Origin of the sequence: Paraliomyxa miuraensis (assembly GCF_026337845.1) — a bacterium.
GTDB classification, from domain to species: domain Bacteria; phylum Myxococcota_A; class Polyangia; order Nannocystales; family Nannocystaceae; genus Paraliomyxa; species Paraliomyxa miuraensis.
On sequence record NZ_JAOVZF010000154.1, the window covers coordinates 267436 to 280949 of the forward strand.

The 13514-nt window shown below is 71.6% G+C and carries 12 protein-coding genes; 5 read left to right on the forward strand and 7 right to left on the reverse strand.

Annotated features, from left to right (window positions below; genetic code table 11):
• The 4 genes from OEB96_RS23315 to OEB96_RS23330 form a co-directional block, all read right to left on the reverse strand.
• Positions 1-1635: a formate--tetrahydrofolate ligase gene (locus OEB96_RS23315; RefSeq protein ID WP_266218904.1), complete on the reverse strand. Its 1635-nt coding sequence runs from the start codon at positions 1633-1635 to the stop codon at positions 1-3.
• 58 nt (positions 1636-1693) lie between these two features.
• A complete protein-coding gene (locus tag OEB96_RS23320; protein WP_266218905.1) occupies positions 1694-2878 on the reverse strand; it encodes a hypothetical protein in 1185 nt (394 codons plus the stop codon).
• Between the two features lie 88 nt (positions 2879-2966).
• The gene (locus OEB96_RS23325; protein WP_266218906.1) at positions 2967-3920 is read right to left on the reverse strand and encodes a M14 family metallopeptidase; all 954 of its coding nucleotides are present in this window, start codon (positions 3918-3920) and stop codon (positions 2967-2969) included.
• Positions 3921-3953: 33 nt separating this feature from the next.
• Positions 3954-4760 (reverse strand): class I SAM-dependent methyltransferase, encoded by an 807-nt coding sequence (locus OEB96_RS23330; RefSeq protein ID WP_266218907.1) that lies wholly within the window; start codon positions 4758-4760, stop codon positions 3954-3956.
• A gap of 68 nt (positions 4761-4828) precedes the next feature.
• Between OEB96_RS23330 and OEB96_RS23335 the strand changes: the two genes are divergently transcribed.
• The 4 genes from OEB96_RS23335 to OEB96_RS23350 are packed head-to-tail and all read left to right on the forward strand — an operon-like array spanning position 4829 to position 9393.
• Positions 4829-6496 carry an FAD-dependent oxidoreductase gene (locus tag OEB96_RS23335; protein WP_266218908.1) on the forward strand — a complete coding sequence of 556 codons (1668 nt, stop codon included), beginning with the start codon at positions 4829-4831 and terminating at the stop codon, positions 6494-6496.
• Complete coding sequence (locus tag OEB96_RS23340; protein ID WP_266218909.1) at positions 6493-7575, forward strand: hypothetical protein; 1083 nt, start codon at positions 6493-6495, stop codon at positions 7573-7575. The genes OEB96_RS23335 and OEB96_RS23340 overlap by 4 nt, the downstream gene beginning before the upstream one ends.
• Positions 7572-8531, forward strand: coding sequence for a homocysteine S-methyltransferase (gene mmuM, locus OEB96_RS23345; protein ID WP_266218910.1), 960 nt, complete (start codon positions 7572-7574; stop codon positions 8529-8531). The genes OEB96_RS23340 and mmuM overlap by 4 nt, the downstream gene beginning before the upstream one ends.
• 40 nt (positions 8532-8571) lie before the next feature.
• Complete coding sequence (locus tag OEB96_RS23350) at positions 8572-9393, forward strand: PrsW family intramembrane metalloprotease (protein ID WP_266218911.1); 822 nt, start codon at positions 8572-8574, stop codon at positions 9391-9393.
• Positions 9394-9411: 18 nt separating this feature from the next.
• On the opposite strand, the gene OEB96_RS23355 is transcribed toward OEB96_RS23350, so the two are convergent.
• From OEB96_RS23355 to OEB96_RS23365, 3 genes are all read right to left on the reverse strand, one after another.
• On the reverse strand, positions 9412-10017 hold the full coding sequence (locus OEB96_RS23355) for an RNA polymerase sigma factor (RefSeq protein WP_266218912.1): 606 nt from the start codon (positions 10015-10017) through the stop codon (positions 9412-9414).
• Positions 9954-12191, reverse strand: coding sequence for a hypothetical protein (locus tag OEB96_RS23360; protein ID WP_266218913.1), 2238 nt, complete (start codon positions 12189-12191; stop codon positions 9954-9956). The genes OEB96_RS23355 and OEB96_RS23360 overlap by 64 nt, the downstream gene beginning before the upstream one ends.
• A gap of 74 nt (positions 12192-12265) precedes the next feature.
• Complete coding sequence (locus OEB96_RS23365; protein ID WP_266218914.1) at positions 12266-12718, reverse strand: hypothetical protein; 453 nt, start codon at positions 12716-12718, stop codon at positions 12266-12268.
• A gap of 157 nt (positions 12719-12875) precedes the next feature.
• Here OEB96_RS23365 and OEB96_RS23370 point away from each other — a divergent pair, with 157 nt between their 5' ends.
• On the forward strand, positions 12876-13439 hold the full coding sequence (locus tag OEB96_RS23370) for an RNA polymerase sigma factor (protein ID WP_266218915.1): 564 nt from the start codon (positions 12876-12878) through the stop codon (positions 13437-13439).
• Positions 13440-13514: the final 75 nt, after the last annotated feature.

Genomic DNA, 13514 nt, shown 5'->3' on the forward strand with positions numbered 1-13514 from the left:
TCACCGCAGCCCGGTGATCACCCCGTCCTTCAGGTCGATCTCGTGGTACTGCGGTCGCTTGGGCAGCCCGGGCATGCGCAGCATGTCCCCGGTGAGCACCACCAGGAACCCGGCCCCGGCGTTGATCTGGATCCCGCGCACGGTGAGCGTAAAGCCCTCCGGGCGGCCGCGCCGGCTCGGGTCGTCCGACAGCGAGTTCTGGGTCTTGGCCATGCAGATCGGCAGCGACGAGAGCCCCAGCTTGTCGATCCGCCGAAGGTCGCGCTGGGCCTCGGCGGTCAGCGACACGTCGGCCGCACCGTAGACCTGCTTGGCCACCAGCGCGATCTTCTCGGCCACGGGCGCCTCGAGCGGGTACACCGGCCGCAGCGGCTCGGTCCCCTCGGCCGCCACCTCCATCACCGCGCGGGCCAGGTCCTCGGCCCCCTCGCCGCCGCGGGCGAAGTGCTCGCAGGCGGCAAAGCGGATCCCCTGCGCCTGGCACCACGCCCGAAGCACCTCGAGTTCCTCGTCGGTATCGTCGCCAAAGCGGTTCAGCGCCACCACCGGGACCTTGCCGAACGCGCGCACGTTCTCGCAGTGCTTGGCCAGGTTGCAGATCCCGGCCTCGACCGCGCCGGGGTCGGGATGGCGCAGCTCCGACAGCTGCCGACCGCCGTGCATCTTGAGCGCACGGATCGTCGCCACCACCACCGTGGCCACCGTGTCGAGACCGGCGGTGCGGCACTTGATGTCGTAGAACTTCTCGGCGCCCAGGTCACAGCCGAAGCCGGCCTCGGTCACCACCCAGTCGGCCAGGTGCAGCGCCATCTTGGTGGCCATCACGCTGTTGCAGCCGTGGGCGATGTTGGCGAACGGCCCGCCGTGCACGAGCGCGGGCGTGCCCTGCTCGCTCTGCACGAGGTTGGGGTGCACCACGTCGCGCAGCAGCGCCAGCATGGCCCCGGTGACCCCCAGCGCCCCCGCCCGGATCGGCTCGCCCTTGGCGGTCAGCGCGATGATGGTGCGATCGAGCCGCGCCCGCAGATCCTCGGCGTCCTCGGCCAGGCACAGCATGGCCATGACCTCGGAGGCCGCGGTGATGTCGAAGCCGCCCTGGCGGGGCACGCCCATCGATGCGCCGCCCAGGCCGATCATGATCTGCCGCAGCGCGCGATCGTTGACGTCGAGCACTCGCGGCCACAGCACGCGGCGACCGTCGAGGCCCTCGATCGACTCGAACTGCAGCGCGTTGTCGATCGCCGCCGCCAGCAGGTTGTGCGCGGCCGTGATCGCATGGAAGTCGCCGGTGAAGTGGAGATTGATGTCGTCGGTCGGCTGCAGGCGAGACTTGCCGCCGCCCGTGCCTCCGCCCTTGACCCCGAAGCACGGCCCCAGCGAGGGCTCGCGCAGCGCCAGGCACACCCGCTGCCCGAGGCGACCGAGCGCATCGCCCAGGCCGATGGTGGTGGTCGTCTTGCCCTCGCCCGCGGGCGTGGGGGTGAGCGCGGTGACCAGCACCAGCTTGGCCGGAGCATCGCCCTTGCGGGAGACCGAGCGGGCGGCCGTGAGGATCTTGGCCTTGTCGTGACCAAAGGGCAGGACGTGCTCGGGAGCAACGCCCAGGGCAGCGGCAACCTCGGTGATGGGCTTCACGAGCCGCAGCGTACCGCAAGCACCATGGCCGTGGTGGGCTCGATGGCAAGGGCTGGGCTCACGGCACGAGCACGTCGCAGGCGTCCACGATGCAGCCCGTGCAGACCTCCAGATCACCGCGGCGCTCGGTGGGTGGCTCGTCCACCGCGAACTCGTCCGGATCCTCGGCGTAGCCCACGGGACCGCACGTGCCCGAGCGCACCGACACCCGGTAGCCAGCCCCGTTCCACGCGGGCTGCCCCGGGTAGCCCAGGGCCCCGCGAGCCCGCGCCGACGAGTCGAATTCGTCGAGCGACAGCGCCTCCTCGGGCAGGCTCACCGACACCGTGCACTCGCGATCGCGGGCGTCGACCAGGCGATTCTCCAGCGCGAACGTCGTCCACAGCGAGGCAGGCACGTCGACCACCGCGTCCGCGGCATCCACGTCGCGCGTGTCCACGATCACCCGGCCAAACGACTCTCCCGCGGCCAGGCACGGGCACTCGGGCGCCCAGGGCGAGAGCACGGGCGCACCGTCCGGGCCCATCACCGACCAACGCTCGCACGCCGCCACGTCGGCGGGGGCGCAGGTGGGCACGGGCGAGACGTCGTCGCGCAGCCGCACGAATGCGCGGCCGCTGTGGAGCTGGACCTCGGCCGAGCCCGGCAAGCCGTCGATGCACACGTCGCCCCGGTCGAGGTAGCCGCCGACCGCCGCGTCGTCCTCGGTCTGCACCAGCAATGCACCGCGGTAGTCGGCGGGCAGCGTCACCCGGATGTCGGCCCCGGCGACCTCGCGCTGGGTCTGTGCATCCTGGAACACGCGCAGCTGACAGCCGGCACGCCAGTGGTCGGTGCAGTCGTCGTTCGGATCCTTGGCGCCCGGCAGCTCCAGCGCGCCTTCGTAGGCCCAAAGGCCGATGAGCGCCAGCTGCTCTCGAGCGCTGTCCTCGGTGCTCGCGGCCACGAAGCGGCGCAGCTCGACCGTCATGAGATCCGGTGGGCCATCGAAGGTGACGATCACGTCCCCGCGGTTGGCGAAGTTGCCGTTGCCCACCCCGCCGATCCGTAGCTCGGGGATGATGAGGTCACCCTCGGCCCCGGTGTGCACGAATTCGATCTCCGCCTCCACCCGCCACGGGTCGCGAAACGGGCGCTCGCCGGGCAGCGGGCCGGAGGCACAGGCGCACAGGAGCGGCGCTCCCAAGGGGAGCAGGCACCATGCGCCGTGCAGGATCCCACCGATGCTCCGGGCTCGACTCATGACCCAGCCAACGGCGAGGGCCCCCACGCCTTACGCCGGCCGGCGCTCGCACGGGATGGCTCGTCCCTCATCTCGGCCAGTGTCGGCGCTAGCTCGAGGCCAGCACGTGATCGAGGGCCGCGCACACGGCCGCGACCTGGGCGGCGTTGCACAGCTCCGGAGTCGCGCGGGGGCTGTCTGGATAGACCTCGGTGGTGCTGGTGAAGCGGGCACCGGTCACCCCGGCACACAGGCCGAGCTCCACGAAGGGATAGAGGATCACGCCGCGCTGGACCACCTTCGATCCGATGATCTCGCCCTTGTCGTCGGCCTCGGCGATGTGGGTGACGGCCTGCACTCCGTGGATGATCGCGGCCTGGAACGCCTCTTGGGGGTTGTCGGTGTCGCCCACCGTGTAGAAGCCGTCGGGGATGTGACCGGGCACGAACGCCTTGCCGTCGCGGGCCGCCAGGGCCGGGCGAAACTCGCTCTCGTCGCTGTCGGTGGTCTCGTGGAGATCGACGTGCACGAGGAAGCGGCCACGAAGATCTGCGATGAGCGCCATGAGGGCGGCACACTCCTGGGCGGGGCTGCTCCGGACGAACGAGCGGTTGGGATCGATGGCCTCGGGGTTCCAGCGGTTCTTCACCTCGTAGCCCCACGGGCTGACGCACGGAGCGACCAGCAGGTTGATGCGCTCGGCGTAGGCCCTGGCAGGCCCGTGCAGGAACGCCAGCGCGCCCTGGACCCCGCTGGTCTCGTATCCGTGCACGCCACCGGTGACGAGCACCCACGGAGCATCGGCGAGGGGCTCGGCCGGTCTGACGGCGAACAGCGGGTAGCGCTCGGGATCGATGGGAAGGGCACCGTACTGCTCGACCACGAAGCATGGGTCGAGACCTTCGAGCTTGGCCCGGACCTCGTCGGCGTAGCTGCGCCGGATGGACTGCTGCTGCCGCCACGCCGCCTTGTCGGCGTCGGTCCAGGGCTGGCCCGGGGTACCGATGGGATGGAAGCGCTCGGGGATCGCCTGCTCGCTCACGACCCACTGTCGCATGGCCATGCGCGGCGTCAAGGTAGGGCGTACGCACCCGCCCTACCGCCGGACCACGTGATAGAGCAGCTCCGTCCCCACCTCGAACACCTCGCCCGTCCACCCGCGGCTGCCCAGCAGCGCTTCGAATTGGCGCGCATAGGTCCCCCCCATGCCCTTGGCATGCCCGCCCAGCGAGCGGGTCGGGAAGCTCACCACGAGGACCGGCGCCGGGATCGCGGCCAGCATCGCCTCGCTCGCGCCCGGTCGCTGCTGCTCGAGGGTCGGCAGGATCTTGAGCACCAGCGCCACCTCCGTCGACGGCCAGTGCTCGATCGCCAGCAGGTCCACCGCCTTGGCGTGCGGGGCCAGGCCCAGGCGCGGCAAGGACCCTTGCAGCAGCTCCACCATGGCCACGTCGAGGTCCCACGCATGCACCTGCGCCCCCTGGGGCAGCCCCCACCACGCGTAGGCCAGCGGGTTCAGGCCGCACGCGACGTCGAGCACCGAGCGCGGCGTGCCCACGCGCTGCCGCAGCGCGTCGAAGAACGGCTCGAGGTAGTCGAGGCGCTCGCGCGTCGACGCATGATCGTGCATGGCTCGCTCGAGCACCGCACGGACCTGCTCGTCGGACTCGGCCACCCGCAGATCGGCGAGGATCCGATCGGGACGCGTGGGCTGGGGCAAGTAGGCGCCGAAGATCTGGTGGAGCGCTCGCTTGGTCCGCTTGACCACCAAGGCCACCTGGGCCGGACGCTGCCCGTCGACCGCCCCTTGCTCCCCGGCCACGCGACGGACCAGCGGCGGAAACACGGTGCGATAGCGCCGCGACGCGAGCACCGCCTCTACCACCTCGTCCACGGTCGACATGGGGGCGACTGCAATACCACACCCCGCCGTCGTCGTGCTGGTAGCATCACCCGGACGCGATCACGCCGATGCACTGGAGCCGACGACGGGTACTACGCACCGCCCCTGGGCTGGCCGGAATCACCGGCCTCGCCGGAACGGCAGGCCTGGGAAGCTTGCTGGGAGGCTGCCCCGCCCCCACCCCGCCGGTCGAGCGCATGTTCGTGGGGCAGGATCCCGCGCGAGGACACCTGCTGCGCGACGGCGCGATCATGGCCGCTGCCGTGAGCGATCGCGTGCGCTGTGACGTGCTGGTGGTCGGCGGCGGCGCAGCGGGCATGGCCGCCGCCTGGCGACTCGCTCGCGCGGGCGCCCGCGACGTGCACGTGCTCGAGCTCGAGTCGGCGACGGGCGGAACCGCTCGCAGCGGCCAGACTCCGCGCTCGCGCTACCCCATGGGCGCCCACTACCTGCCCACGCCCCATGCCGACTTCACCGCGCTCCAAACCCTGCTGCGAGAGCTCGGGCTGGTGCTCGGGGAGGACCGCGCCGGACGGCTCGAGTTCGACCCGCGCGTCATCTGTCGCGCGCCGCTCGAGCGCCACCGCCATCGCGGCCGGTGGGACGAGGGCCTCTACCCCGGCGCCGATCAGAGCGCCGACGAAGAGGCGCAGTGGGAGCGCTGGCGGGCCCACCTGCGGGAGCTCGACCAGCGCCGCGGGGCGGATGGACGGCGCTCGTTCGCGCTTCCAGTGGACCACAGCAGCACCGAGCTGCGGCACCTCGACCGCGTCTCGATGGCCGCCTACCTCGACGGGCTGGGCCTGACCAGCTGGCGCCTGCGGTGGACGGTCGACTACGCCTGCCGCGACGACTACGGCTGCACCATCGAGCAGTGCTCGGCCTTCGCCGCCCTGCACCACTACCTGTGCCGCGGGCTCGATGACGACGACGAGCGCTTCATCCTCACCTGGCCCGAAGGCAACGATCACCTCGTGCAGGCGATGGCCGCCTCGGCACGGGTGGGCGATCGGCTCCACCGCGACACCCTGGTGCACGCGATCGATCCCGACACCGGCACCGTCTCGGCCTACGACGTGGCGGCCGGCCGAGGTCGCGTGTTCGAGGCCAAGGTCGTGCTGTGGGCCGCGCCGCGGTTCCTGCTGCCGCGGGTGCTGCCGGCCGGACGCGACCCGCTGCCAGCCGACGCCGCGCTCTACTCCCCATGGCTCGTGGCCAACGTCGAGGTCGCCAAGCGCCCCGGTGGCATCGGAGCGCCGCTTGCGTGGGACAACGTGCCGGTCGACGCCGACAACCTCGGCTACGTGGTCGCCACCCACCTCGAGGATCTCCAGGCGGCCCGGCGCGACGCAGGGTCCGTGCTCACCTACTACCAGCCCATGCCCGCCGACGACGCGCAGGGCCTGCGCACGCGACGGACGGAGCTGCTGTCCGGCAGCCTCGACCACTGGTGCGATCACGTGGTGGCCGAGCTCTCCGCCATGCACCCGGGGATCGAAGCCGACGTGCGACGGGTTCACGTGGCGCGCTGGGGCCACGCGATGATCCGGCCCGGGCCGGGGTGGTTGTTCGGGGAGGGCCGGGCCCTGGCGCGCGCCGCCGTGGGGTGCGTGCTGCCCTGCGCCGCCGACGTGGGCGGGCTGCCGCTGTTCGAGGAGGCGTTCGCGGGCGGCGTGCGTGGGGCCGAGGAGGCGCTGTCGCGGCTGGGGCGACCGGTGAGGGAGCGGTTGGGATGAGCCCTCATGCGATCCTGGGCAGCCCCGCCCGCGACTTCGCATGGTTCCTGGGCCCGGGGGTCCTCGCCGCCGTGGTCGCGGTGGGCCTGGGCGTGCTCGATCCCAAGCCCCGGGCCGAGGACGCCGGGCTCGGCCTGTGGATCGCGGGTGTGCTCCTGGTCGACGTGGCGCACGTATGGGCGTCGCTCTACCGCACCTACCTCGATCCGGTGGCGCGTCGGCTGCACCGCACGCACCTCCTCGCCACGCCGCTGCTCGTGCTGTGGATCGGCGCGCTCCTGCACCTCGAGTCGCCGCGGCTGTTCTGGGGCGTGCTCGCCTACGTGGCGATCTTCCACTTCATCAAGCAGCACCTGGGCTTCGCCCTAATTTACGTGCGCGCCGGCGGCGAGGGCCGGCGCGATCGCAGGCTGGTCGAGGCCGCGATCTGGGCCGGCACCGCCGCGCCCGTGGTCTGGTGGCATGCCCACCTGCCCACGCGCTTCGTGTGGTTCATACCGGGCGACCTCTTGACCGGCCTCCCCTCGTGGCTCGGCCCCGTCGCCCTGTGGGCCGAGGTCCCCGTGCTGCTGGCCTTCGCCGTGCGCCGCCTCCAGCTCCGCCGTCGCGGCCGGGGCCATCCGCTGGTGCCGTGGCTGGTGCTCGTGCCCGCGATCAACTGGCACCTGGGCATCGTGCTGTTCGACGACGATCGGATCTTCACCATCACCAACGTGTTCCTGCACGGCGTGCCCTACCTCGCCCTGGTGTGGGTGGCCGGCGGGCGGCAGCGCGTGGAGAGCTCGCTGTCGTCCCGCGGGCGCCCGGTGGCGGTGGTGCTGGCCGCCTACTACGGTCTACTGGTGGCGCTCGCAGCCGGCGAGGAAGCGCTGTGGGATCGCCTGGTGTGGCACGACCACCCCGAGCTGTTCGGCACCTCCGCCATCGAGCTGGGCCCGCTGCCGATGGCCGTGGTGGTCGCGCTGCTCACCGTGCCCCAGGCCACGCACTACGTGCTCGATCGCTTCATCTGGCGCGTGGGCCCCCAAAACCCCGCATTGGCGGATCAGCTCGGTCTGTCGCCGCCCTCGCCGTCATGAGTGCCGTCCATCCGATCCTCGAGCCGTGGCTGGGCGCCGACCGATCCGGCTGCATGGTGCTCGACGGCGGCCTGGCGACCGAGCTGCAGACGCGTGGTCACGATCTGAACGACGCGCTGTGGTCGGCCAAGCTGCTGCTCGACCAGCCCGAGGCCATCCTCGCCGTCCATCGCGACTTCCTCGCCGCCGGCGCCGACGTGGCCACCGCCGCGAGCTACCAGGCCAGCGTGCCGGGCCTGCGCGCGCGTGGGCTGTCGGACGACGAGGCCCGGCAGGTGCTGCGGTCGTCGATGGAGCTCGCCCGTCGCGCCTGCGACCAGGCCCACGCCCGCGATCCCTCGACCCCGCGCCCGCTGGCCGTGGCCTCGCTGGGCGCCTACGGGGCCATCCTCGCCGATGGCTCCGAGTACCGGGGCGACTATGCAGCCGACGACGCGACGATCGATCGCATCCACCGCGAGCGCCTCGAGGTCCTCGCCCCGCTCGCCGATCTCGTCGCCTGCGAGACCATCCCCTGCCTGCGCGAGGCGGAGGTCCTCGCCCGCGTGCTCGCGACCTGCCCCACCCCCGCCTGGGTGAGCTTTGCGTGCCGAGACCACGCCCACGTGGGCCATGGCGAGACCATCGAGCGCTGCGTGGCCGCGGTGGCCAGCGTGCCCTCGGTGATCATGGTCGGCGTCAACTGCTGCGCACCCGCCTGGGTCGAGCCGCTGGTCCGTCGGATCGCGAGCGTCACCGCGCTGCCCATCGTGGCCTACCCCAACGCGGGCGAGCGCTACGAGCACGGCGGGTGGTGTGGAGACCGGATCGCACCGGCCGAGCTCGGTCGGCTCGCCCAACGCTGGCTCGCCGCGGGCGCGCGCGCGATCGGGGGCTGCTGCCGCACCACGCCCGCCCACGTCGCCGCGCTCCACCGCCTGCGCCAGGATCGAGCCGCGTCACCGCACCGGGCATGATCTCGCCCGCGAGGGCTCCCCCCTCGCTCCGTGGCGACGTATGCTCGCTCGCCCCGTGGAGCTGCAGCAGATCGAGCTCGCCCTCCTGGGTGCGGCCCCCGCCCTGGTGGCGATGGCGATCGTCGACTTCATGGACGCCAAGCGTCCCGAGCCGCGGTCGACCCTGCGCCGCGTCGCGCTGGCGGGCGCGATCTCGGCGCTCCCGGTGGTCCTGGTGGGCGAGATCCTCAAGCAGGTCGGCCCCACCGCGGGCTACGCGGGTGCCCTGTGGCTGTCGTTCGTGATCGCGGCCATTCCGGAGGAGGCGGCCAAGCTCGCCTCGGTGTTCCTCATGGCGTGGCGGCGCCCCGAGTTCGACGAGCGCATGGACGGCATCGTCTACGGCGCGCGTGCCGGGCTGGGCTTTGCGCTGGTGGAGAACGTGGCCTATCTGCTGCTGCTGCCGCACAGCTTCTCCGAGTACCTGCAGCTCTACGTGGCGCGGGCCGTGCTCGCCGTGCCCGGGCATGCGATCTGGGGCGGCGTGGCCGGCTACTTCGCCGCGCGCCGCCGCTTCGATGGCCGGGGCCCCGGCCTTTGGGGGGGCTTTGGCCTCGCGGTGCTGATGCACGGGCTCTACGATGCATGGGTGTTCTGCGCGCCGGTGGCCATCGCCGACGGGCACCTGTGGCTGGCCTCGACCGTGGCCGGGATCCCGGTGGTGATCTACGCCGGGCCCGCGATCATCATCCTGCTGGGCGCCATGCTGCTGCGCTCGCTGGCCCAGCGTGCGATCGCCGACGACGACGCCGACGAGGCGGCGATGATCGGGCGGTGGGCGCATCCGCATCGGCACCACGCCAGCGGGCACACGGCACGATAGAGCACCACCGCCGTCCCATCAGTCGTCGTCCTCGTCACGCTGCCCCGCGGCCTGCTCCCCGAGCTCGGTCAGGGTCCGTTCCGCGAGTCCGGGTGAGCTGGCCAGTTCCTCGATGATCCGCTTGAGGCGTACGCGAGCGGCTCGTTTGCGGGTCTTGACGGTCCCGAGCGAGAGCCCGAGCACCACGCTCAACTCCGAGTCCGTCATCCGCTCCCAGTAGTGCAGCTCGAGCAGGGTCTGCTGCTCGACGCTCAGCCGTCGCAGGGCGAGGAGCAGCAGGCGCCTCTCCTCGCGTTCGGCCAGCACCCGGCTGGGCGACTCGCCGAGGTCCTCGACCGAGACCGTACCGAGGTCCACCTTGCCCCTGGGTCCTGCCTTCGCCCGATAGAACTTGCCCAGCACGTTGCTCGCAATGGAGAACAAGAACGTGCGGAAGCTGGCCTCCTCGCGAAAGCGATCGATGTGCTCGCGGCAGGCAAGGAAGGTCTCCTGCACCAGATCGGCGGGCTCGGACACCTTGTCGCGAAAGAACCGCATGACGCGGTCGTAGTGGCGCTCGATCAGCTGCTCACCGGCCTCTCGGTCCCCGGCTCGCCAGGCTCGCAGCAGCTCTCCATCGTCCACGAGGTAGAGGGTACAGTACGCGGCGGCCCGTCGCCTGCGACCGCCCCACCGCTCGCGTGACGCGCAGCGTCGAGATCGATGACGCGAACGATCAGCCCCCACCGCGGTCGCTGGCCGTCGCGCTCGTCCCAGCGACGCAGGTCGAAGCAGAAGCGAGCCGGATCGTACGGAAGCGTATTGACGGTGTGGCCTGCGGCGAGCTGCCGCCGAAGATACTCGGCATCCACCAATTCCACGGTGAAGTTCTCGAGGTGGGGATGGCCATGGTCCACGCCGCGGGCGGCGAGGCCACCGCGAAGCCGGGCCACTCGGTGCAGGACCCCGGACACGAGGCACCGGTCGAGTGCCGAGCGCTCGAGGGCGGCAAGCACCCGCTCACCATCGGTACGAGCGGCCGCCGCCAGCCCCCACATGCGCAGCACGTCGCCCACGCTGGGGCCGCAGTAGCGAGAGAACACCATGCAGCCCCGGTCATGGGCCTGCACCGCCAGGATCGGGGCCACGGCAATGGGCTTGGGCCCCGTGGCCAGCTCCCGCCACACCGCCGCCGCGGTATGGCTCACGACGTTGACCACGGTGGGCGAGGGGCGATGCAGATGGAGGGCCGACCCGGTCTTGGGGAACACCAGGGAGTCGCTGCGACCCACGAGGAAGTCGAGCAGCCGCGGATGAAGGGCGCCGTAGTGCTCGAAGAGGTGGTGGAGCAGCCGCACGGAGGGCAACGACGCCCGGCCGAGCGCGCGTCGCAGGGCCTCGGCGGCCACGGCCACGGTCGGAAGGGAAGCGCGCGCCGGCTCTGCGATCGCATCCACGATCCTCGTGACGAGGCGCTCGCAGATCTCGTCGGCCACGTCCACCGGGCGTAGGCACCGGCAGCTCGTGCCCGCCAAGCCGGCCATGATGTGATTGAGGCGGGCTCGCTGCCAGCGGTCGGAGCCCACCGCTGCCCTGCAGCGCTCACCCAGCTGCGTCGGGTCGAGGGTGCTACGCTCGATCAACGCACGAGCGAGCTCGCGCACGGCCCTCAGATCGTCGGCGCTCGAGCACGTGCGCAGCACGACCGCCGCCACGGCTGGCGCGGCATCGGGGCGTCGGCGCAGCAGCGTCCGAAGCGTACGCGCGAACCGAGGCGCCGTCAGTCGATCGACGAGCTGGAGCAGCAGCTCGCCGTCGCCAAAGCGTGCGATCGCCTCGAGCGCATCGTCGTCGAAGGCATCGACGACGCCAGGGTCGTCGACCAGGCGAAGCAGCACCCAGGTGGCGATTGCGGAATCGTGGGACTCTCGGGCGCATCGTCCGAGCGAGTCGCTCAGCACGGCCAGCGTGGCCCGGCCGTCGCCAACCAACCGGGTGGCCAGCGTGAACGTCCGGCGCGGTGCCATGGTGGCACAACGGGCGAGCACCTCGGTTCGAGCCCCGGGCATGCAATCCCAGTGACGCTCGAGCAGGCGGAGCACCGCCGCCGCCGCGCCGCCGCGCGCACAGGCATCGAGGGCCTCACCGACCCCGTCGAGCTCTCGATCCGTGTGGTGCTCGAGCAGCGCCAGCACCTCGTGAGGGCGGCGCCGGCCCAGCTCGGCGAGCAGCGGGCCCCAGCCGCGCCGCACGACGGGATCGCCGGCGCCCTTGGCCAGCACGCGCAACACCGCGTCGGCCTGGCCGCAACGAGCCATGATCGCCAGCCGGAGGCGGTCGTCCACGCTGGCCGCCGTGGTGGGCGGCAAGGACGGAAGCACGAGCTGGCGGCGCAGCACGGGGTCGAGCGCGAGCAATCGATGGAGCAGCGGCAGGTGCGCGGGAGCGATCGCATCGGACTCGAGGCCGGCCGTGGCCCTGCGCACGATCCGACGAAACACGCGTCGAACGGCGTCGTCGTGGGTCAGCCCGCGCTCGAGCGCGTCGAGCAGCGACGGCTGGCCCTGCGACGAACGCAGCGCTCGGCCAAGCGCGAGGGCGAAGCGCTCGGTGTCGACGTCCTCGGCCGACCACGCGCCCAGCCGCAGGGCGGCCAGCAACTCCCCGCGGGCGACGACCGCGACGGGATCGGCTGCCGCGATCCGATCCCGCAGCATGCGGCCGGCGTGGTCGAGTATGGCGAAGGCCGGGGTCATCTCGGCCGTGGGCAGCCAGCCCTCGCCGGTCCAGCTCGAGGAAGGGCACGGGGACGCATTCATGGGTGGGTTCTCGGGAGAGCGAGGGGAAGCGAGGGGCGACACGGTGGTCGGTGTCGCCCCGGGTCGAGCGAGGTCTAGCGCCCCTTGGGCTCGAGTCGGGTGCGAGCCTGGCCCGAACGCGAGGACAGCCTCACGCTCGCGACGAAGCTGGGGCTGGCGTGAAGGTTGTACGAGGTGCCCGACGAGCCGGGCAGCAGCATCTTGACCTCGTCGTAGTCGAACTTGGAGCTGCCGCCCTCGTCCTGTAGCGACACCACGACCGTGCGGTTGGCGTCCCCGGAGTCGAGGTCCTTGGAGAACTTGCGACCGACCCACTTGGAGCCGTCGGACACGGCGATCGACCAATGGTCGTCGCCGTCACCCGAGAACGTGATGGGCTGGAGCTCGCTCACCGCGCCGGCGTCGAGAGAGATCTGGCTCGTGATACCTTCCTTGCTGCCGTCGCTGCCGCTTTGGTGGTAGGCGACGACGAACACCTTGGTGCCCCAGTTGTTGACGACGACGAAGCTTCCGGAGTGTGTGGACATGGCTTGAATTCCTCGGGTTGGTTGGGGATGTCACCACGCCTCGGGGCGCGGCGTGACGGTGAGTACCCACGGCGTCGCGGCGGTTTAACTCCCGGAGCCCACTCGAGTGGATGCGGACCCAAACCGTTGCCGGCCTCGGGGTACTACCGGCAATGCCATGGACGTGCGTGCTCTGGAGCCCACCCCTCGACCCACCGACACCGCGCTCGTGCACGCGTGGCGTGGCGGCGATCGCCATGCAGGCGAGCGCCTGCTCGTCCGCCACTACGACGCGGTGGCTCGACTGTTCGCCCACAAGGTTCGTGAGCCCAACGATCTGGTCCAGCGCACCATCCTCGCCTGTGTGGAGGCCCTGCCCCGCTACGAGGGAGCGTCAAGCTTTCGCACGTTCCTGCTGGGCATCGCCTACAACGTGCTGCGCAAGCACTACCGCGATCACGGGTTCGAGCGTGAGACCGAGGAACTCCAGCTCACGCGAGTCGAGGATCACACCCCTTCCCCCAGCCGGGTGCTCGCGCGGCAGCAGGAGCGCCGGCGGGTGCAGGCCGCCCTCCGTCGGCTCCCGCCCCAGCTACAGGCCCTGCTCGAGCTGCACTACTGGGAGCGCCTGACGATCGGAGCGCTCGCCGAGAGCACGGGGCTGCCGGTGGGCACGATCAAGTCACGGATGCGTCGGGCCCGCCAGCTGCTCGAGCGGGAGCTCGCCGATGACGCTCGGTAGGCGCGGTCGAGCACTTCGAACGAGTCTCGAGACCATTCGAAGCGCTCCTGCGGGCAACCCAGCGGCTCGCTCGGG

Excerpts from the sequence above, each read along its gene's own strand:
- OEB96_RS23320 (WP_266218905.1), bottom strand. The coding sequence starts at position 2,878 with ATGAGTCGAGCCCGGAGCATCGGTGGGATCCTGCACGGCGCATGGTGC.
- OEB96_RS23325 (WP_266218906.1), bottom strand. The coding sequence starts at position 3,920 with ATGGCCATGCGACAGTGGGTCGTGAGCGAGCAGGCGATCCCCGAGCGC.
- OEB96_RS23330 (WP_266218907.1), bottom strand. The coding sequence starts at position 4,760 with ATGTCGACCGTGGACGAGGTGGTAGAGGCGGTGCTCGCGTCGCGGCGC.
- OEB96_RS23335 (WP_266218908.1), top strand. The coding sequence starts at position 4,829 with ATGCACTGGAGCCGACGACGGGTACTACGCACCGCCCCTGGGCTGGCC.
- OEB96_RS23340 (WP_266218909.1), top strand. The coding sequence starts at position 6,493 with ATGAGCCCTCATGCGATCCTGGGCAGCCCCGCCCGCGACTTCGCATGG.
- mmuM (WP_266218910.1), top strand. The coding sequence starts at position 7,572 with ATGAGTGCCGTCCATCCGATCCTCGAGCCGTGGCTGGGCGCCGACCGA.
- OEB96_RS23350 (WP_266218911.1), top strand. The coding sequence starts at position 8,572 with ATGCTCGCTCGCCCCGTGGAGCTGCAGCAGATCGAGCTCGCCCTCCTG.
- OEB96_RS23360 (WP_266218913.1), bottom strand. The coding sequence starts at position 12,191 with ATGAATGCGTCCCCGTGCCCTTCCTCGAGCTGGACCGGCGAGGGCTGG.
- OEB96_RS23365 (WP_266218914.1), bottom strand. The coding sequence starts at position 12,718 with ATGTCCACACACTCCGGAAGCTTCGTCGTCGTCAACAACTGGGGCACC.
- OEB96_RS23370 (WP_266218915.1), top strand. The coding sequence starts at position 12,876 with ATGGACGTGCGTGCTCTGGAGCCCACCCCTCGACCCACCGACACCGCG.